Source organism: Rothia sp. HMSC068F09 (assembly GCF_001812775.1).
GTDB classification, from domain to species: domain Bacteria; phylum Actinomycetota; class Actinomycetes; order Actinomycetales; family Micrococcaceae; genus Rothia; species Rothia mucilaginosa_A.
This window is the reverse complement of record NZ_KV810428.1, coordinates 81,762-101,996: the sequence shown is the minus strand read 5'-3', so window position 1 is coordinate 101,996 and position 20,235 is coordinate 81,762. Positions and strand designations below refer to the sequence as shown.

Below are 20,235 nucleotides of genomic sequence, written 5' to 3'. Positions count from 1 at the left end.
AGGGCGGGTTCCCTGTAGGAACGAGGACGATAACCACCTTTCCAAGCGGCACTCAGGCTGAGCACCGCCTTCCAAGCGAAAGCCGCGAGAAGGAAACGTGCCTAGTGGCCCGCCTCCTGCCAGGACTTGCCCCAGCCGACCTGCACATCCAGCGGAACGCGCAGGCTGGCGGCACCGCTCATCTCCTCGACGAGCACACGTTCGGCGGCTTCACGCTCGCCGGCGGCAACCTCGAGAATGATTTCGTCGTGAATCTGCAGCAGCATGCGGGTCTTCAGACCCTCCTCGCGTAGACGGCGGTGAATGTTGATCATGGCGATCTTGATGATGTCCGCGGCGGTGCCCTGAATCGGGGCATTGAGGGCGGCGCGCTCGGCGGCTTCACGACGGGTACGGTTCGGCGAGTCCAGGTCGGGCAGCACGCGGCGGCGGCCGAAAATGGTTTCGGTGTAGCCGTCCTGGTGCGCCTGCTTGAGCACGCCGCGCAGGAAGCGACCCACGCGTCCGAAGCGCTTGAAGTAGTTGGTGCGCAGTTCGCCCGCCTCGTCGGAGCTGATGTTCAGCTGCTTGGCGAGGCCGAAGCGGGACAGGCCGTACGCCAGACCGTAGGACATGGCCTTGACCTTGGAGCGCTGCTCGGGGGTGACGTCCTCGGGGGCAACACCGAAGACCTCGGAACCGACATAGCGGTGCAGGTCCTCCCCCGCCTCGTAAGCGGCGATGAGCTTCTCGTCGGCGGCCAGATGCACCATGATGCGCATTTCAATCTGCGAGTAGTCGGCGGTGAGCAGGCCCTCGTACTCCACGCCGTCGATGGGCTCGGGAGCCACGATGAAGGCACCGCGGATGCGACGGCCCTCCTCGGTGCGAATCGGGATGTTCTGCAGGTTCGGCGCGGTCGAGGAGAGTCGGCCGGTGGATGCGGCACCCTGCTGGAAGGTGGTGTGCACGCGTCCGTCCTCGGTGGCGGCCTTCTGCAGGCCCTCGACGGTCTGGGCGAGCTTGATGTTGTCGCGGTAGGCGATGAGCGCACCAAGGAAGGCTGCGCCGTCGGATTCGGGCGAGATCTTGGAGAGCAACTCGGTGACGGATTCGGCGTCAGTCGAGTAGCCGGACTTAATCTTGCGGGTGTGAGGCAGGCCGAGGGTCTCGAAGAGCACGGTCTGCAGCTGCTTGACGGAGGCGAGGTTCAGCGGCTCCTCGCCGTCCTCGGTGGCGACCTCCCCGCCGATGATGGCTCGGGCGGATTCCTGCGCCTGGTTGGCGCGTGCCGAGAAGGTTTCGTGTAGCTCGGTCAGGAGCGCATCGGAGACGGCGATACCGGCCTGCTCCATGTCTGCGAGCACGTACAGTAGCGGCAGCTCGATATCTTCGTAGACCTTCAGCTGGCCGTGCTCTTCCATTTCGTAGTGCAGCAGGCGCGCAAGCTCGTGGATGATGCGGCTAATCTGCGTGAAGTAGCGCAGGTTCTCGACCGGTTCGGTTTCGCCGGGCAGGCTGAACAGGGAGGGTTCTTCGCGCGTCTCGGGCTGGAAGACCAGCTGTGCGTAGGGTTCCTTGGGGATCCAGAGGTAGCGTTCGGCGAGGTCTTCCATGCGTTCGGAAAAGAGCTTGCGGGTTGCGGTGGGGATGAAGCCGCACATGTACGAGGACAGGGCGGGGTCTTCGACGGCGCCGGCCAGCTCGTAGCCGTAGGAGCGAAGAAGCTTGCGCTGGATCTTCAGGTCCATAACAATTTTGCGGGCGGCGGGGTCGGAGAGCCACGCGGCGAGGGCGGTATCAAGCTCCGGGTCGATGCTGCGGGTGTCGACCCACAGGCTGGCTCCCTTGCTGGTCAGGAGCACGCCGAGCAGTTCGGGGTTCTCCTCAGCGGCGCGAATCTTCGTCTTGGTGACCTTGACGGCGGGTTCGTCGCCCACGGCGGGGCGCGCCACGGGCAGGTTCGTGACCGGGTAGAGGGTCACGGCACCTTCGAGGCGTTCGGGCACGGGAATGGGCTCGCCTTCGGGGGTTTCGCCGTAGTTCTCTTCGGCCGCGGCGGCGCAGAAGGCGCGGAAGGCGGCCGCATCCGTGGCCTCCTGCGGCGCCTCGACGGGGATGGGTGCGTAGACCGGGCCGGCGGGGGCCTTCTTGGCGGGGCCCTCCTCCCCCGCTTCTGCGGCGGAGCTGGTAGCGCCTGCGGATCCGGCGGCGCGCACGATGGGGCCGAGGGTGTCGGCGGCGCGCTTGCGGATGGTGCGGAACTCCACCTCGTCGAAGAAGGCGTTCAGAGCGTCCAGGTCGGGGGTGAAGGCGGTGTCTTCGAGGGTGACGTCCAGGTCGAGGTCGTTGACGAGCTGGTTGAGGCGGCGGTTGCGCACCACGTTATCCACGTTTTCGCGTAGCGCCTCGCCCTTCTTACCACCAATCTTGTCGCGGTTGTCGAGCACGCCCTGCAGGGATCCGTACTCGCCGAGCCACTTGGCGGCGAAGCCGGGGCCCACGCCGGGCACGCCGGGCAGGTTGTCGGCCTGCTCGCCGGTGAGGGCGGCCAGGTCGGGGTACATGTGCGGGGGCACCTTGGTCTTCTTTTCAATGGCGGCGGGGTCCATGCGCTGAATACCCTTGGAGGGGCCGGTGGTGACCGGGTAGAGCAGGGTCACCTCGTCGGTGACGAGCTGGAAGATATCGCGGTCGCCCGAGAGGATGAGGACCTTGTAGCCGGCTTCGGTGCCGCGGCGGGTCAGGGTCGCGACGATGTCGTCAGCCTCGTAGTTTTCGTAGGTGAGCGCGGGAATGTTCAGCGCGCCGAGCATCTTCTTGATGAGGTCGATCTGACCGTCAAATGCTTCGGGGATAGCGTTGCGCCCACCCTTGTATTCGCCGTATTCGGCGGTGCGGAAGGTGCCGCCGGGCAGGTCGAAGGCAACGGCGATGTGGCTGGGCTGGTTGTCTTTGATGATGTTCAGCAGCGTGGAAAGGAAGGCATGCACGGCCTCGGTGTGCTGGCCGTCGCTGCGCACGAAGATGTGCTGGCCGGTCTTCTCCGCCATGGTGTAGATGCCGAAGAAGGAGCGTAGGGCCAGGGAGTGTCCGTCAATGAGCAGAAGGGTGTTATTCGCAGTAGTCACCCCTCTAGTGTATCGATTCCGGTCCCGCGGGTTTCGGCGCGGGTCACCTCCGCTGCACGAGGTGCCGGCACCGTGCCATATAGCGGAATAGCGGGGTGCGGGGAAAGAGTTTTACCTCATATATAAATGCCCGTGAAGCGCGTTTGGTCAATTTTTCTCACAAATATTGTGCCCCAAGCCACTATATGAGGTGGGTAATAATACAGTTTCCGGATAATATATAACCTTAATTATCGCCTCCAGCGTAGGAAACCCCCACACCCCGTGTATTCATAGGCAGAGCTCTACCCAGAATTCACCGGCAGGATTCACAGGCCCGTGCGGGGCGCCCGCGCTAAACACAACAAACCCTCATTTAGGAACCCATGAAGGTACTCAAAAAATTCCCCCTTCTCGCGTGGATTGTGATTGCAATTGCCGCGGGCGTGCTCATCGGTCTCTTCACCCCCGGAATGATTAGCGGCATTAACGATGCCACCGGCGCGGCCATCCCCACCGATCTGGTGGTGCAGCTCTTCGTCTCCTTCTCTACCGTGTTCAGCGCGTTCCTGAGCTTCTCCATCCCGCTGATTATTATCGGCTTCATCGTGCCCGGCATCGGTTCCCTCGCTCAGGGTGCGGGCAAGATGCTCGGCATCACCGTGGCGCTGGCGTACATCTCTAGCGTGCTGGCCGGTTTCCTGGCCCTCATCTGCGCCCTACTGCTCTACCCCATCATCCTGCAGGGCCAGCAGCTCGCCTCCTTTGACAACCCCGAGAACGCGCTCTCCAAGGGTTACATTTCCTTCGAGCTGACCCCGATTATGGGTGTGCTCAGCGCGTTGATTCTCTCCTTCATCCTGGGTCTGGGCATCACCGCCCTGAAGACCCGCACGATGCTGAACCTCTTCGAGGACTTCCAGGTCATCGTTGAGAAGCTGCTCAGCTACGTGATCATCCCCCTGCTGCCCGTGCACATCGTGGGCGTGTTCGCGAATATGACCCTCGCCGGCCAGGTGGCCAAGATCCTCTCGGTCTTCGGCTTGGTGTTCATCATGGTGATTATTCTGCACTGGGTGACCCTGACGCTGCAGTACTCGGTGGCGGGCACCGTATCGGGCCGTAACCCCTTCAAGATGCTCAAGACCATGATGCCCGCATACTTCACCGCGATTGGCACCCAGTCCTCGGCGGCAACCATCCCGGTGACCGTGCGTTCGGCAAAGAATGCCGGCATTTCCCCCCGCGTGGTAGACTTCGCAATTCCGCTGTGCGCGACCATTCACCTCTCCGGCTCCATGATCACCATTACCTCCTGCTCGGTGGCAGTGCTGTTCATGACCGGCCAGCACCCCGACTTCACCAGCCTGATTCCCATGATTCTGGTGCTCGGCGTAATGATGGTGGCAGCCCCCGGAGTTCCCGGCGGTGGCGTGATGACCGCAATCGGCCTGCTGCAGTCCATGCTCGGGTTCAATGACGCCATGATTGCCCTCATGATTGCCCTGTACCTGGCTCAGGACTCCTTCGGCACCGCAACCAACGTGACCGGTGACGCGACCATCGCGGCCCTGACCGAGCGCATCTCCAAGGCAAGCGGCGTTGATCCCGACAAGGAAATCCGCGACGAGGACATCGAGAAGGCAGAGGCCATCTCCGCCTAGTCATCCCCCACTTGCATAACGTTTTCGGCCCCGCCTCCCCGTTCGGAAGGCGGGGCCGACGCGTGCCCGCGGGCGCTCACGAAAACCCGCCCGCCTGAAGCACCAAATCTCGAGGGGTACACTGGAGACCATGACTGAAAACAACACGCAGCACGCACCCGTCCGGGCGGCGGCACCCACCACACTCACCCCCGAACAGATCAAAGCACAGCTGATTGAGACCGGCGTTCCCGAGCACCTGCACTCCTATTTCCCCCGCGGCATGGGCGAGCTTATCCCCGCCATGGGCATCAAGTTCAAGGAGCTGACCGCCGAGCGCGCCGTCGCAACCATGCCGGTTGCCGGCAACACCCAGCCCATCGGCCTGCTGCACGGCGGCGCGAATGTGGTGCTCGCCGAGACCCTCGGTTCGCTCGCATCCGGCGTGCACGGAGGCGAAGACCTCGTGGCCGTGGGTGTTGACATCAACGCAACCCACGTGCGTCCGGCGGTATCCGGTGTGGTCACCGCGACCTGCACCGCCGTCAAGCTGGGACGTACGCTGTGCATCCACACCATCGACATTGTGGATGAGCGCGGCCGCACCACCTGCACCGCGCGCATCACGAACATGCTCATTCCCCGCCCCAAGGCCTAAGCTAAGGTAGAGGGAAGACCCCGACGAAAGGACGACCATGGCCCGCGAGCGCACCCCCTATTTCAAGCGCTACCCCAAGATTGTGCGCGCCAAGCGCATTATTCTGCCCATCGCCATCGGCGTGATGCTGGTGTGCCTGGTGACCGCGATTAACAACCCGGGATCCTTCTGGTGGCTCGGCGTCATGCTGGGCACCATTGGCATGCTCTGGGCAGGTTCGCCCACCGCGCGTCCGCTCAACGGCCCGCAGGATTCCGACGACGAGCTCAACCGTTACCTGCGCTAATCGCCCGCCGCGACTCATAAGCGCAATCCGTCATAGGCAACGCAAGCGCCCCGTCCCTCAGCTTCTTCGTGAGGGGCGGGGCGCTTGTTAATGCTTTGCGTGTGTGTCGGCAAATCCGAATGTTTGCCTATCTCTTTAGCCTGTCGTGCGTGCACTTTCGAGCTGGTTTCTCGTCGGTTGAGAAGTCTTCAAAAGCACGGTCAAAGGGGTGCTGACACGTATTCGTGCCTGGTTATCTCGCACATCGCGAAAGTCGTACGCCGAATCGCTCTGCGATGAGTTGCGAGATGAGAACCGCTAAGCGGAGAGCTGCTTGATGATGGTGTCAGACACCTCGCGCATGGACAGTCGACGGTCCATGGAGGTCTTCTGAATCCAGCGGAATGCTTCCGGCTCGGTCAGGTTCATCTTGGTGATGAGTAGGGACTTGGCGCGGTCCACCAGCTTGCGGGTCTCGAACTGGTCGCGGATGGTGCCCACTTCCTTCTCGAGCGCACGAATCTGCTCGTAGCGGCTCATGGCCACCTCGATGGCCGGGATCAGGTCGTTGGGGGTGAAGGGCTTGACGACGTATGCCATAGCGCCCGCGTCCACGGCGCGGTCCACGAGTTCCTTCTGGCTGAAGGCAGTCAGCAGGACCACGGGGGCGATCTGTTCCTTCGCGATCTCCTCCGCAGCGGTGATGCCGTCCATAATCGGCATCTTGACGTCCATAAGAACCAGGTCGGGGCGGTGCTTCTGTGCGAGCTCGACGGCGGTCTTACCGTTATCGGTCTCGGCGACAACATCGAAACCCTGGTCCTTCAGAATTTCGACAATATCGAGGCGAATCAGTGCCTCGTCTTCTGCCACGACAACGGTGCGAGCCGGAGCCTGCTCCTCCGCCTGGTTCTGAGTGGTCAGCTCTGACATTACTCTATCTCCTTTATTAAATTTCAATCACCTCAAGTCTACAGGAGTAGACAAAAGTTCATCTACTACCACCCGGGTTCTGCCGTGTGTCCTGTGGGCGTGACCTGTAGAGATGTAACACAACATCCACATTTTGCACTGAATTGCATATTTTGTTTTATACTTCCAATAGACCCTCATGGGACGGTCTGTGATATTTCCTCCGATGGCCAGAAGAGCGAGGCCGAAACCTGCGACAGCGACAGGCCTGCACACCTGCTCAAATGCACCCCACGCGGCCCATCTCACAGGTGTTCGCAGTCTTCCCCAGAAGGCCCTGACCTGCGATAACACCCGTCTGCGACAGGTACGCAAGTAATAAACCAAATATTTGTCCAGAAAGTCCCTCACCTGCACCCGGAGGTCGATAAACTGGAATGGATTATTCTCCTCGACTTCTCCGGCACTCGCATTTGACCGACCATACCCGCATACCCGGAGGGGACACATGTCAATCACCCGACAAACGCGAACCCTGTACTCCGACTTCGTTGAGTACAAGGAACTCGATCGCGCCACTCTATCATCGATTCACCCCGGAATCCTCGTCATCTTTGACTCCACCGCACTGGCCAGTCTCTACCAGTACCCCACTCGCACCAGCGACGAAATCATCCGTGCTTTCTCGCAGCTGCGCGGCCACACATTCCTCCCTCACCAAGCACTCAAGGAATTCTGGGCGGCCCTAGACGGCGCCTCCCCCGTACCGGCCGCCGCCGACCGTGTTCGCTCCGCCCTCGCGTCTTTCAAAGAGACTCTCCCCGAAGAGAAGGGATCACCCTGGAGTGCCCTGCGTTCCGTCACCCACCAGCTGGACCACTCCATCGCCCAGATTATGAGGATTCTCGAGCCCACCACCGACACCGGTTCCATCAACGTGGCCCGCCGCGAAGATGACACGATTCTGCCGCGACTGAACCGCCTCTTCACCGGGCACGTGGGTGCGGCCCCCAGCCCGGAACGCTACAATCAGCAGCTTGCAGAGGCCGCGGAGCAGGGCCACCCGCTTCTGCCCAGCGCCAATTTTGACGCCGATTTTGCGCTGTGGACCCAGTGCCTCGCCGAGGCTTCAACCCGAGTGAAGGGTACCGACTGCGTTTTCGTTACCGCCGGGGTGCGCGACCTGTGGCTGCGCAATAGCGCGGAGGTTCGCGCCGCGGCTGCCAGCGGTAAACCGATTCGTCAGCTCGCCAACCGCCAGCTACTGCGCGAGTACGCGCAGACCACCGACGGCGGCGTGTTCCGTATTTACACGGTGGAGGAAATCCTCAAGCTCGCTTCGCACCAGTACGGTGTGACGGTCAGCGATGCCACCTACCGTGCAGTACGCGCCGAAGAACCCGTCGCCGTGTAAAGCCGCGGCATTGAGAATAATCAAACCACGCCACACCCACCACAGATAATCAAAAGAAGCCACATGTGTTCCAAACACATGTGGCTTCTTAGCGTCTGCCGGCTAGAACGTTAGGCGTTAGCGGCCGCGGCAGGTGGCTGGCAGGGGCACCAGGCAGGGTATCTGCTGGGCCGGAATATCTGAATATCTAAGGACGCGAAAACCTAGCTCTACTCCCCGCGATTGGCTCGGTAGAGCTCCGCGGCGCGCTCCTCCGAAGACTCGTCGTCGCCGAGCATCAGGTAGCACAGGTACAGGGTGAAGGCGGCGCGGGCGTCCTCAGCGAGCGCATCGCTTCCTTCGCCAGGCTGGGTGCTGAAGACGATAACGTTGTGCGCCTGGGGCAGGGCGGCAATCAGGTGCGCGGCGGTTTCGTAGCCGTCCTGGTTGCCGGGCAGGACGAAGTTGTGCGGCTCCGGGTTCTCGTCAGCAGTGCCGGCGGCTGCTCGGGCGGCGGAAAAGTTAGTCTTGAGGACGTCCTCAACGCGGCGAATCAGGTCGGCATCGGGCAGGGTACGGTCACCCGCGGCGAACGCAACGTGGATGCCGTTCAGAGTCTCGTAGGGGTGCTCGCCCGCATAGTATCCGGCGGCAAGCGCGTAGCCGGTCAGCAGGCGTGCCTCGTCGGCGGTGAAGGTGCCGCGCGCCTCACGCAGGGCAGGCAGCAGAAGCTCGGTCAGGAGCGGGTGCAGGGACTCGGGTGCAGCCTCGATAGCCCCCTGCAGGTATTCGCCTGCCTCCGCGGTGGGCTCGGCATTGAGCAGGGTCAGGAAGGTTTCTTCGGGGCCCTCCCAGTAGCGGGCAATCAGCACGAGGGTCGCAATGAGTGCGAGGAGCTCGCGGTAACTACCCGAACGGTCTGCGCCGAAGGTGTCAGCAACAACGCGGGCCAGCATGCGCGCGGCAATGTTCTCGAGGATGAACTCATCGTAGGGGTTGGTGCCGGGCCAGTTGGAGGGGTCGGGCAGGTAGGTTTCGTCCAGGTATCGCAGCACGGGTTCGAGGGGTGCGGGCGCGTCCGCGGCGAGGTCGGGGCAGCACTGCGCAACCCAGCCGTTCACGGTCGCCTCGTCGGCAATGCCGGTAGCCTCAGCGAGCTGGGCGCGCGAAAGGCTGTAGGGGGCGACGAGTGCGGCGAGGTCGTCGCAGGCGCCGTTGGAACGGTAGGTGGGCTTGTAGTTGGGGCCGGGAAGAGTTCCGGGGAGGGTGGCTGCCATGGTGGCTCCTTCGCTGAGGTTCGGGGTGAATTGGGTTGTATGGTGTGCGATGCGTCGGGCCGTTTGGGTGGCCTGCGCGTCTTCTAATTTCAGAATATCCCAGAGCCCCGCATCGTGTGCTGCCCGTCGTCATTAACCGCATTAACCGCGAGAAGCCACATGTGTTTCGAAAAGCCACGTCTTTGGTGGCTTCTCGAAACACATGTGGCTTCTCGGCGTAAGAGGGAGGAGGAGGGTTAGAGGCTCAGATCCTCCAGGTGGGCAAATACCTCCCCCACTAGACTCTCAAACTCTTCAGCAGAGTACCCCAGCTGCGGACGGAACTTGAGGAGCTTACTTCGGATCTGCACCTTCAACGTAGCCTTGCCGGTGTTATCCGCCGTATCCAGAGATGCAGCTCCAATGACAGAGTCCTTCAGCTGGTGAGCCAACATTACCAGCTCATCTTCCTCCAGATTCTGGCTCAGAACCTCAACGGCGCACAGCTCGTCGAAGACCCGCACTTCCTGCGCAGACAGGCCCAGGCGGGAGCCACGTTCCCCATCATGCTCCGCCTCAAACGTCAGTGCGCGGATAGCCTGCAGCAGATCTTTCAGGTCCTGAGTACTCTTCTGCTTCAGGGAGTTATAGCGCTTCAGTAGCTCCTCAAGACGCTTCATGAAATACACGACGCGCACTTGCTGCCCCTTCAGAGAGCTCTGAATCTGCATGGTCACCACATCAGCCACGTTCTGGGCCACTAGGGAAGCAACTTCCAGATCAGAAAGACGCTCGATGGCATCATCAGTCAGCATGCGCAGGTCGATAATGGTCTCACCTTCGTCATCCACTGCGATGATGCTGGTTCCGTTGCTTTCCACGGATTCGTTGAAGAGCCGCGCCATCTGACGCTTAATCTCTTCAGGGTTTGCAACGTGACCGTAGGCGCGGTCCGTCAGGCGGCGGTTCTTCACCCCCTTGTGCACTTCGCGCAGGAATTCGAGTCGCGCAAGCATGGCCGGGGTCAGCACCTTAGCGATGTCGGGCGTCTCCCGGACGGGGACGAGCTGACGGTACAGGTCAATCACAGCACCCAGGTTCTTAGAAACCTGAGGTCCTCCGTCCTGTGCTGAGCGTTCTGCCTCCTGCTCGTAGCCGAGGACCTTATTCTGCAGTCGAATCAACGCATGGGTGTATTCCTGCGGGTGGTCAACGCCGTTGGCGTGGGCTTCAGCCACGGCATACCAGTCGGTACCCAGGTATTCGGTGAGCTGAGCGTAGATATTTTGAAGAGCTTCCAGGAGCTTCAGTGCGCGAGTGGTCGGGTCGAAGTTGACCTCTCCTCGGCCGGTTGCATACTGACTCAGAGCCTTGTGCAGGTTGGTGTGCATGGGCATGAAGCTAACAATCAGGCCGGACTGCTTGTTCTTGTAGGTGCGGTTGATGCGGGCGATGGTCTGCATCAGGTTGTGTTCCTTCTGCATGCGGTCCATGTACATGGTGTGCAGTACGGGCGCGTCGAAGCCGGTGAGCAGGCGGTCGGCCACGATAATGATTTCCAGCGGATTCTTAGGGTCCTTGATGCGGCGCTCCACCTCGCTGGATGCTGCCCTGTTGCGGCGGAAAGGGGCGAGTTCTTCAGGGTCGCCGGTGGTGCCTGAGATCAGTACCTGCATGCGGCCAGTCTTGATGTCCTGCGCGCCGCCTTCGGGGGCCCAATCGGGGCGCAGTTCTGCGATCTTGTGGTAGAGTCGCACGGCGTGCTCACGGCAGGAGGTGACGACCATCGCCTTACCGGTCCGGCAGTTCATTTCGTCACGCATGTACTCGCGGCGTTCTTCCCAGTGCTCCACGATGTTCTTGGCGACTTCACTCAGACGCTCATCGGAAACCAGCATCTTCATGACCGTGGTCTGTTCGAGCGTGGTCTGTGCGGCGATTTCTGCTTCGAGCAAGTCGTAGAGTTCGTCAAAGGACTTGCCGGCCACTTCAGCTTCTTCAGACTTGCTCATCTTGACGTGGCGCAGCTGGTAGAGCAGCGGCACCGTTGCCCCCTCTTCAACGGCGCGGTCGAAGCTGTAGGTGTGGATGTAGTCACCAAAGATGGCTCGGGTGCTCCGGTTTTCCTTGTCGATGGGAGTTCCAGTGAACGCAATGTACTTGGCGTGGGGCAACGCAATGTTGAGGTTGTGTGCGTAGCCTTCGAGGGTCTCAAAGTGGGAGCGGTGTGCCTCATCGACCATGACGATAATGTTGGAGCGGTCGGAGAGCTCCGGGAACTTCTCGTCGGGGTCTTCCATGCCGAACTTCTGCAGGGTCGTGAAGAAGATGCCACCGGCCTGAATGTCGTTGAGGCGGTTCTTGAGTTCACGGCGCGATTCGAACTGGATAGGCTTCTCGGGGAGCACGCTTTCGGCGCTCCTGAAGGTGGTGTAGAGCTGGCTGTCCAGGTCGGTGCGGTCGGTGACCACGACGATGGTGGGGTTGTGCAGTGCCTTCTCGCGCATGGCGGCGCGGGCGAAGAAGAGCATGGAGTAGGACTTGCCGGAGCCCTGGGTGTGCCAGACGACGCCTACCTGTCCCCTGCCGGTGTGGGTCTTCACGGTGCGGTCGAGCGCTTCACGTACGGCGTAAAACTGGTGGGCCTTGGCCAGAATCTTGGCATGGGGCTGGTTGTTGTCGGTGCCGGCACTCACGAAGAGGGTGAAGCGTCGCATCATATCGAGCAGGATGTCGGGGGTTCCGAAGGCCTGTACGATGCGGCTAAGCTGGGTGCTGAAGCGGCCGTGTTCGTCGTCGTAGGTGCCGTTGGGGGTCTCTGCACCCTCGGCGTCGTAGTTCCACTGTGCGGTGTGTGAGAGCGGGGTGCCGATGGTGCCGTAGCGTGCTTCTTCGGGCTGGCCCATGATGGTGACGATGTTGTAGGTGAAGGCCTGCGGGATTTCGCGCTGGTAGGTGACCATCTGGTTGTAGGCTTCGCTGAGCTTCTTGCCCTGGTCCTTGAGCTCGATAATGCCTACGGGTAGACCGTTACAGTACATGACTACGTCCAGGCGGTAGGTGCGGCCGTTAAAGATGACGGTCACCTGCTGCGCGGCCAGGTAGGTGTTCTGGTCGGTGTTTTCGGAGATGATCTGCAGGTTGCGGGTGCGTAGGGTACCGTCGGGAGCCTTCGTCTCGACGGGGATGCCGGCGCGCAGCTGGTCGAGCACATCCTTGTTGTTCTGTACGAGGTTGCCGCTGCGATGACGGGTCAGGGTGGTATAAGCCTTCTGCAGCTGGTCTTCGGTGGCGTCGGGGTTGAGGCGGCGCAGAGCGTCCTTAATCTCGCCGGGAATGAGTAGAGATTCGTTGGATTCGCGGCAGTGGCGGAAGGTGCTGTAGATGGGCAGAATCGAGTCAGGCTTGCGGGTTACGCGTTCACACTCGGTGTAGCTGGTGCCGGGCTGAATGCCGGTGCCGTTGGTCAGTTCCCAGCCGAGGTCGTTGAGCTGGGAGAGGACGGTCAGTTCCCAATCCTTTTCGGCCATTGTTTGTTCCTTTCGGTCTGTGGATGCTCTCTGCGCGCGGCATCCTATGGTGCTTGGGGCGCCGGGCTTTTTCGCGTGGTGAGTTAGCGATCCGCGGTGTTGCGGTGGGGTGCTCGGCGGTGATGTTTCTAGAATGCCTGATTTTTTGGGTGTGGTGTGTGCGGGGTACTTTACCCCGGGGTAAGCGAAACTTCGTGGTTTGGGTGGTCTGGTTTCGATACCCCGGGGCGGCCTTGTTGGGGTGGGTGAGCGGGGATGGGTTAGTCGGGTAGTTCCATCGGGTAGCCGAGCGGGGTTTCAATCTCGGGTTCCCCGGTGACGGCTAGTCCCAGTGCTTCGGCCTTTACTGCTCGCAGGATCCGGGCTAGTTCTTCTGCTTCTAGGTTCTTTCGGGTGACCGCAACGTGCTGGGTGGAGCGGATGTCGAGTCGGTTGTCCATGAGGTCGCGTTCGTAGCGGTTGCGGACGGCTCGTACCTGGTGTAGGGCTTCGGCGAGGGCGGCTTCGGCTGTGTCGAAGGCGTTGAGCTGGTTGGCCAGGTAGCGTGCGATGGGGTGGGTGGTGTCCTCTCCCCTGTTTTCTCCTTGGGTTTTGGGCGCTTCTGTGGTGGCTGTGTTGACGGTACCGCTGGGTTCTTCGATGGGTTCGCTGAACCATTCGAGGTCGTTGGTGCGGCCGGCGAGCGCGTCGATGTAGGGTAGCGGCTTCTTTTCCCAGCCTTTGAGGTTGGCGGCGGTTTTGCGTTTTTCGGGGGCCATGTGGGTACTGATGCCGAACGCGGTTCCTTCAGCCAGGCCGTTCAGGAGTGCACGTAGCAGGTTGGCGAGCAGGCGCGCACGTTGGCCGTATTCGCGGGCCGTGTGGGCGCTGGATTCGCCGGGTGTGTAGCGGCTGAAGCGCAACACAGTTAGACCTTTATCGATGACTTCTCCTCCGTGTTCGCTGAGGTAGACGGCGGGGCCTCCGTTGGTCTGATCGTAGGATGGGCAGACCACGATGTCGTTGGCTTGGGTGATGTGGATGGTGTCGCTCAGGTTGAAGGAGCGCAGGTAATGGCCTTCGGCGGGTAGCACTCCGTAGCGGGAGTAGTAGCCGAGGGTGTGGGTGTCGAGAACGCGGATGCGCTGCAGGTTGCCTTCTAGGTCACCGTAGTGTGCGTCGTGTATCTGACGGCCGGTGATTTTGGTGAGCACTTTTTCGGTGCTTATGAGGTGGGCGATGGTGATGTCGTGTTCTTCGCCGCTCGGGATGGACTGCCGGTCTTCGGGGGTGCGCAGGTGCGGCACGTCTACATTGAGGGTTTCGGGTAGGGTTTCGAGCAGTGCGGGTAGTTTTCGGGTGAGGCTAGTGAGTAGGCTCAGGCTTTCTACGGGGGTGTTGGTGGAGGCGGGGTTTGTGAACAGTTCGTCGAAGGAGGCGTTTTTGAGTGCGTTGGAAGCTACGATGACGCCGCTGCTGATGTCTTCGGGGGTGATTTCGCCGCGGGTGAGGTAGCCGCGGGCGGTTTCTTGGATCTGTGAGGCTGCGGTGGTGAGTTCGGGTGTTCCGGTGTGTTCGGTCTGCTGGTAGAGCGGCACGTCGTCGAGGGAGCCGAGGTAGACGGATCCTTGGGGCTTTTCACCGGTGTTGAATACGTGTAGGAGGCCTAGGCCGAGGCGGGTTTTGGTGTTGACTTTGAGGTGTTCGGGACCGAGGTCGATGATGGCGCGCAGGCGCATGCCGTGGTTGCGGGCTTGTATCTCGGAGCTTTCGAGGAAGTTGTCGTGTTGGCTGTTGTTGCGCTGAGCAACTTTAAGATGGCGGCCAAAGCCCGCAAGTAGGTCTAGGGGAGCGAGCACGGCGAGGTGTTCGCCGGGGCGTAGGGGGTAGCTGATGGTGCCGGTGAGGCTGATGTTTTCGTCAACGGTCATGGCGAGGTTTTCGATGGCGTCCCAGGCGTCGTTTTGCTGTGCGGCGAGATCGTCGGAACCACCGGCGGGGGTGTCGAGGAGCAGGATGAGCAGATGGTTGGCGGGGGCGTCCGGCAGGGTGGCTTCGGGTTCGGAGGTGGCGGTTTTGGGGGTTCCGGCGTGTGCGGTGCGGTGGGTGGTGGGGGTCTGCTGTGCGGCCCAGTGTTCGGCGCGGTAGAGGTCGGCGGCTTGCTTTTCGGTGGAGTCTTCGTCGTCGAGGAGCAGGTAGCAGAGGTAGAGGGTGAATGCGTCGCGGTGTTCTGGCGCCAGGGCGCTGGCGGTGCCTTCGGGGGCGCTGAAGGCGATGGCGTGGTGGGCGTTGGGCAGGTGGGCGATGAGCTGTGCGGCGGTTTCGTAGCTGCCGTAGCTTCCGTGCAGGATGAGGTTGCGTTGGCCGGGGTGGGTCCATCCAAGGGCGGCATCGTGGTGGGTGGCGTAGGATCCGGCGTTGAGGAAGTCTGCGACGTAGCGGGTGAGTTCGGCGTCAGGTAGGGCGTTGGTGCGGTCTGCCGCGGCGAGTGAGGTGTGGATGCTGTTGAGGGTTTCGTGGGGGTGGTTGCTGGAGTAGTATCCGGCGGCGAACGCGTAGCTGGTGAGGAGGCGTGTCTGGTGGGTGGGGTAGGTTCCGCGGGCGGCGTGCAGGGTGGGGAGGAGCAGGTCGTTGAGGATGTCTCGCATGACGTTGGAGGTCTTCTCAATGGCCTGCTGTAGGTGTTCTTCGGTTTCGTGGCTGGGTTGGGGGTCGAGTAGGGTGAGGAAGGTTTCGTTGGGTCCGTCCCAGTAGCGGGCGAGGAGTATGAGGGTTGCGGTGAGGGTGACGAGTTTGCGGTAGTTGGCTCCGCTGAAGGTGGTGGCGACGGCGCGGGCGAGCATGCGTGCGGTGATGTTTTCGAGGATGTACTGGTCGTAGGGGTGGTTGCCGGGCCATTTTTTGGGGTTGGGCAGGTGCGTTTCGTGTAGGTAGCGCAGGATGGGTTCGAGGGGTACGGGGGCGCTTTGCGGGAGGTTGGGGCAGCACTGTTTGACCCAGGTGTTGACGGTGGGTTTGGTGGCGATGCTGATGGCTTCGGCGAGCTGGATGCGCGAGAGGCTGTAGGGTGCGACGAGTTCAGCGAGGGCCTCGTAGGTGGCGTCGTTGGGCTGGTAGACGGGGTGGTTGGCGGGTGCCATAGTGCTAGCTCCTTTGCTGAGGCGGGGCGTGAATTAGGTGATTGTGAGGTAACGGGGGTGGGGTGCCCTGCCCGGTGGGTGTGGACCGGCCGGGCAGGGCGGATGCGGTGCTCCCCTAGCGTCTATAGCCGATGAGGCGCTTAATGAGAGCGTCGCGGGTCGTGGCGAGCTGAAGGTTCTCTTGTTCTAGGTTCATCCAGAGGTTCCAGAGATTCTCCATCTGCGGCATCTCTCGTGCGGGGATAGAAATATCCCTTTTGAGGTCGCCACGGCGGATATGTCCCATGGTTGTAGCTTTATCAACAGCAATAGCTTGGAAATCTTCAATTACAGATTTGCAGGCATGGTAAACCAGCCATTTAGGATAGTTATCCTTGGGTATCACCTTAAAGATGTGCTGATTAATAATTGCCTCAGGAAGATGCCAAACATAAGTTTCCAAGCTACCAGACCAGGACATCAATACGTCACCGGGATAGGCAGTATTTTCTTCTTTAACTTCAATATCGTTATAGACGGTGGACCCGCCGATACCATTATTAAGTTCAGCAATACGAATAACTACTCGACCCGTACCAGTTGCATCTTTCGTGAATGCTCTACCATTCACAAAATCAGCAATATCGGTGAGTTCTAGAACCTTCCCGTTTTTAGCCTCTACCTTATAGAGAGCGGCCATATACTCTTTGATGGTCTGGATGAGGCGGGTGTTTGCTTCGATTTTGTCGTCGAGCGAGCCCAGAATCCCAGCAATCCGCTCCTGCTCCTTCAGTGAAGGAAGGGAAACTTCAAATTTTTCAGCAAAAATTTTGAACTGAAAATTAGCAATTCCAGTTGACTGATTCTGAAATTCCCAGGATCCTCCAGAAGTCCACCAAGACTGCAGAAGGTAATACATATATTTAGGGAAAACTACTTCTTTTTTGAACCGAAGCAAACGGCAAAAACTTGCCGGTATGACAGCATGTTCCACCGAGCTCAGTAGATTCTCCGAAATATAAATGGTCCTTCCAGTAGGCCTATTTTTAGTACCACCAGATATTTCAAGCAGTATGTCTCCATCCTGCAACGACCTTTTATTGACAAAATTTAGCGTATCGAATCGTAAAGGAACACCGGCAAAGCTTCCCCTCTCAATTGAGGGAAAATCAGCACTGCGGATGACGTAATTTGGAGTATTTTGATCTCCATCAGGTGTTTCAGAACCCCAGCCACCACCAATGACGTATTCAAAAAGGTCACCAATAATATGTTTATTCATCGTCTTCACCACCCTCAAGGTCCAGCGAGGCCAGCTGCTCACGCACCACCGCGCTCAGGCGCTCCGACTCGGCAAATTGCTGCAGCAGCTGCTCACGCAGACCGGCGATACGCGCATCCAGCTCCTGAGCGCTCTCACCCTCAGACACAGCACTACCCACGTAACGGCCCGGAGTCAACACAAAATCCTGAGCCCGCACATCCGCAAGCGACGCCGAGAAGCAGAAACCCGCCTCATCCTCATACACGCCAGTAGTCGGCTCCTCGCCAGCCTTTACCAGCGAACCGTCCGTATGATACATCGACGGCATACCGCGCCACGCACACCACGTATTCGCAATCTTCGCGATATCCTCCTCAGAGAACACACGCTCAGTACGAGACACCATATGACCCATCGAACGGGCATCCATAAACAAAATCTGACCCGAACGGTCCACCGAACCATTCACACCGGCAAACTTATCCTTCGACAGCAACCACACACACGCCGGGGAGCTCGTCGTCGTAAACATATTCGGCGGCAACACCAACACAGCAGCCACAGCATCGCCCTCCACCATGGCACGACGAATACCACCCTGACCACCCGTATCGGCAGTCAACGAACCATTCGCCATCACCACAGCAGCCGAACCCCTCGCATTCAGCTTCGACCACACATGCTGCAACCACGCAAAATTAGCGTTATTCTTCGGCGGAGTACCAAACTTCCAACGCGGGTCATTTTCATCCCGATGCCATTCCTTAATGTTGAACGGCGGATTCGTCAACACATATTCAAAAAACTCATCAGGGTGCGAATCCTCCGCAAACGTATCACCCCAACGGTCACCCACCGAACCATCAATACCGTGAATCGCCAAATTCAGGCGCGCCAAACGCCACGTCGCCTGATTACGCTCCTGACCATACGCCAAAACACGCTGCTCACCCTCACGGCGGCCGTCAAACACACCACCGGCACGATGCACAAAATTATTCGACTGCACAAACATGCCACCCGAACCACAGCACGGATCATACACACGGCCACTCATCGGCTGAATCATACCCACCAGAGTATTCACCACAGTCGTCGGCGTGTAGAACTCGCCACCCTTCTGGCCCTGCGCACGAGCAAACTTACCCAAGAAGTACTCGTACACGAAGCCCAGAACGTCCTTCGACGAAGAATGTTCGCCGTCACGCACCGCCGCAAAATTCGCGTTCGACAGCAGATCAATCACCTGCGCCAGGGTACGCTGCTCCACCTTCTCGCTCGCATACATAGGCTCCAAGGCACCGCGCAACTGCGGGTTCTCCTCCATGATCCTATCCATAGCGTCATCAACCAGCTCACCCACACGGTCACCCTTCGCCTGACGCACCAGGTCAGACCAGCGAGCATCAACCGGCACATAGAACGCATGCTCAGAGTGGTAACGGTAAGGAACCTCCATCTCCTCAGCCAGAATCTCACCCTCCAGGTGCTCATCCTCAACCAGCTTGCGCTTCACTTTCTCACGCGCCGCCTCAAAAGTGTCACCAATGTACTTCAGAAAGATGAGGCCCAGCATGAAGTCACGGTAGCCGCCAGACTCCATAGAACCGCGCAGAATATCCGCAGACTTCCACAGCATCTCCGCCAACTCAGCCGGAGTAGTCGGGGTTTCCGCCCCCTTAGACGCGGGCTTTTTCGCCATATTCGTACCTTTCAATGCCACCGGGGCAACCCCCGAATGTCCTCAATCTGAGTGTCTAACTGTTTCTATTATCCCTGCTGGCCGAAGGCGAGGTGACCGGGCTGGTCATCTGCCCCTTCCCTTTCTCTTTCCGCCAAGAAGCCACATGTGTTTCGAAAAGCAACATGTTTAGTGGCTTTTCGAAACACATGTGGCTTCTGGAGGCAGCTAGTAAGCGTCCGCCCGCAGGAATTCAAAGAATATATTCCCTCCCTCCCGCACCCAGTCCGACAAATTTTCGCTTACCCCAGGGTAAACCAAAAAATCTCAGCAACCCTAAACCCTAACCCTATCGTGGAGGCATAAGGTCACTGCACGACACCGCACCACCTGCCCCGGTGCAGGCCCAAACGGGCCGGGGTAGCCCCTCCAGATAGGAGAAAAACTCATGGAGTTTATCAACAAGTACGCACCGATCCTCATCCCCCTGTTCACCGCAATCGCGGGGCTCTTGACGGCCTGGTTCAAGACCCGGGCAGCCCGCGCCGAAGCCAAGAAGGCTGAGGCGGGCACCAGCACCGGGGGTACCACGCAGAAGCTCAGCGTCGGCACCATCAACGGCAATGGCAACCGCGTGCACAACACCCACCAGCAGGTAGGTAACGGCTCCGCAGCCATTAGCGGCGACGGCAACCGCACCACCATCGACAACAGCCAGCACACGCACAACCATGCATCCTCCAAGGATGCACAGGAAAGCGATGAAGACACCTTTGCCAACATCGCAATTGGTGTTGTTGGTGGCCTTCTTATCATGGGTGCATTCATCATCAGCTGGCCCACTATCAGCTGGACCCTCGCGGCCTGCTGGGCTACTTGTCTCGCACTCGTCGGTTGGCAGGTAAAGCTGCTTAGCACCAAGAGTGTTAGCTCCTCCGCACATTCCATCCTGAATGTGCTCTACCCTGCATCCCTGTTGGCGATTGTTGGCGGCACCTGGCTCGCTCTCCTCGGGGCAGGTAAGTACAACATGGCAACCATCTACACCACCGTCAGCGGACACTTCGAGTCTCACCCTCAGGGTGGTCTGATTATGCGTTTCATCAATGCAGTGACTGCGCCGTATGGTGCCGCAGGTTTCACCCTGATTGCGCTCAACCTGCTTACTGTCGTCTTCATGGCTGCGGCTTTGTTCCAGTGCTTCAAGTACTCGGCTAAGGCCCTGAGCGCGCTCTACCGCGGCAATCTCATTCGCCCCTCTATTCAGGAGGCAAGCATGAGCTTCTTCCTGGCTATTGTGAGCCTGGTAGCATGCCAGCCCGCACTTGCTGAGCTGGTTGTTTCGCAGTTCAACAAGTAGCATCCGGTCAATAGATGCCGGGCCGTATTCACTCAACTTATCCACACCCCTCTCGCTGAGAAGCCACATGTGTTTCGAAAAGCCAC

The 20,235-nt window shown here is 59.9% G+C and carries 12 protein-coding genes; 5 read left to right on the top strand and 7 right to left on the bottom strand.

Going from position 1 to position 20,235, the window contains the following annotated elements:
• Nucleotides 1–101: 101 nt before the first annotated feature.
• Nucleotides 102–3,110 (bottom strand): DNA polymerase I, encoded by a 3,009-nt coding sequence (gene polA, locus HMPREF2874_RS06630; RefSeq protein ID WP_070649577.1) that lies wholly within the window; start codon nt 3,108–3,110, stop codon nt 102–104.
• A gap of 365 nt (nt 3,111–3,475) precedes the next feature.
• Here polA and HMPREF2874_RS06625 point away from each other — a divergent pair, with 365 nt between their 5' ends.
• The 3 genes from HMPREF2874_RS06625 (at nt 3,476) to HMPREF2874_RS06615 (ending at nt 5,676) form a co-directional block, all read left to right on the top strand.
• Nucleotides 3,476–4,753, top strand: coding sequence for a dicarboxylate/amino acid:cation symporter (locus HMPREF2874_RS06625; protein ID WP_070649575.1), 1,278 nt, complete (start codon nt 3,476–3,478; stop codon nt 4,751–4,753).
• A gap of 130 nt (nt 4,754–4,883) precedes the next feature.
• Entirely contained in the window at nt 4,884–5,390 is a 507-nt protein-coding gene (locus HMPREF2874_RS06620; RefSeq protein ID WP_049346240.1) for a PaaI family thioesterase, read from the top strand.
• Nucleotides 5,391–5,427: 37 nt separating this feature from the next.
• Nucleotides 5,428–5,676, top strand: a complete 249-nt coding sequence (locus HMPREF2874_RS06615) for a hypothetical protein (protein ID WP_049334096.1) — start codon at nt 5,428–5,430, stop codon at nt 5,674–5,676.
• Nucleotides 5,677–5,973: 297 nt separating this feature from the next.
• Here HMPREF2874_RS06615 and HMPREF2874_RS06610 read toward each other — a convergent pair whose 3' ends face one another.
• Entirely contained in the window at nt 5,974–6,588 is a 615-nt protein-coding gene (locus HMPREF2874_RS06610; RefSeq protein WP_049334095.1) for an ANTAR domain-containing response regulator, read from the bottom strand.
• A 487-nt stretch (nt 6,589–7,075) separates the two neighbouring features.
• Here HMPREF2874_RS06610 and HMPREF2874_RS06605 point away from each other — a divergent pair, with 487 nt between their 5' ends.
• Nucleotides 7,076–7,981, top strand: coding sequence for a PIN-like domain-containing protein (locus HMPREF2874_RS06605; protein WP_070649573.1), 906 nt, complete (start codon nt 7,076–7,078; stop codon nt 7,979–7,981).
• 209 nt (nt 7,982–8,190) lie between these two features.
• Here the strand turns inward: HMPREF2874_RS06605 and HMPREF2874_RS06600 are convergent, their stop codons facing one another.
• From HMPREF2874_RS06600 to HMPREF2874_RS06580, 5 genes are all read right to left on the bottom strand, one after another.
• Nucleotides 8,191–9,237, bottom strand: coding sequence for a glycosyltransferase (locus HMPREF2874_RS06600; protein WP_070649572.1), 1,047 nt, complete (start codon nt 9,235–9,237; stop codon nt 8,191–8,193).
• Between the two features lie 236 nt (nt 9,238–9,473).
• Entirely contained in the window at nt 9,474–12,746 is a 3,273-nt protein-coding gene (locus tag HMPREF2874_RS06595; RefSeq protein WP_070649571.1) for a type I restriction endonuclease subunit R, read from the bottom strand.
• A gap of 260 nt (nt 12,747–13,006) precedes the next feature.
• Nucleotides 13,007–15,865 (bottom strand): hypothetical protein, encoded by a 2,859-nt coding sequence (locus HMPREF2874_RS09395; RefSeq protein ID WP_070649569.1) that lies wholly within the window; start codon nt 15,863–15,865, stop codon nt 13,007–13,009.
• Between the two features lie 115 nt (nt 15,866–15,980).
• The gene (locus HMPREF2874_RS06585) at nt 15,981–17,126 is read right to left on the bottom strand and encodes a restriction endonuclease subunit S (RefSeq protein WP_083309859.1); all 1,146 of its coding nucleotides are present in this window, start codon (nt 17,124–17,126) and stop codon (nt 15,981–15,983) included.
• Nucleotides 17,119–18,810: a type I restriction-modification system subunit M gene (locus HMPREF2874_RS06580; RefSeq protein ID WP_070649565.1), complete on the bottom strand. Its 1,692-nt coding sequence runs from the start codon at nt 18,808–18,810 to the stop codon at nt 17,119–17,121. Before HMPREF2874_RS06580 ends, HMPREF2874_RS06585 begins: the two co-directional genes overlap by 8 nt.
• Before the next feature lie 427 nt (nt 18,811–19,237).
• Here HMPREF2874_RS06580 and HMPREF2874_RS06575 point away from each other — a divergent pair, with 427 nt between their 5' ends.
• Complete coding sequence (locus tag HMPREF2874_RS06575) at nt 19,238–20,149, top strand: hypothetical protein (protein ID WP_070649563.1); 912 nt, start codon at nt 19,238–19,240, stop codon at nt 20,147–20,149.
• The last annotated feature ends 86 nt before the right edge of the window (nt 20,150–20,235 follow it).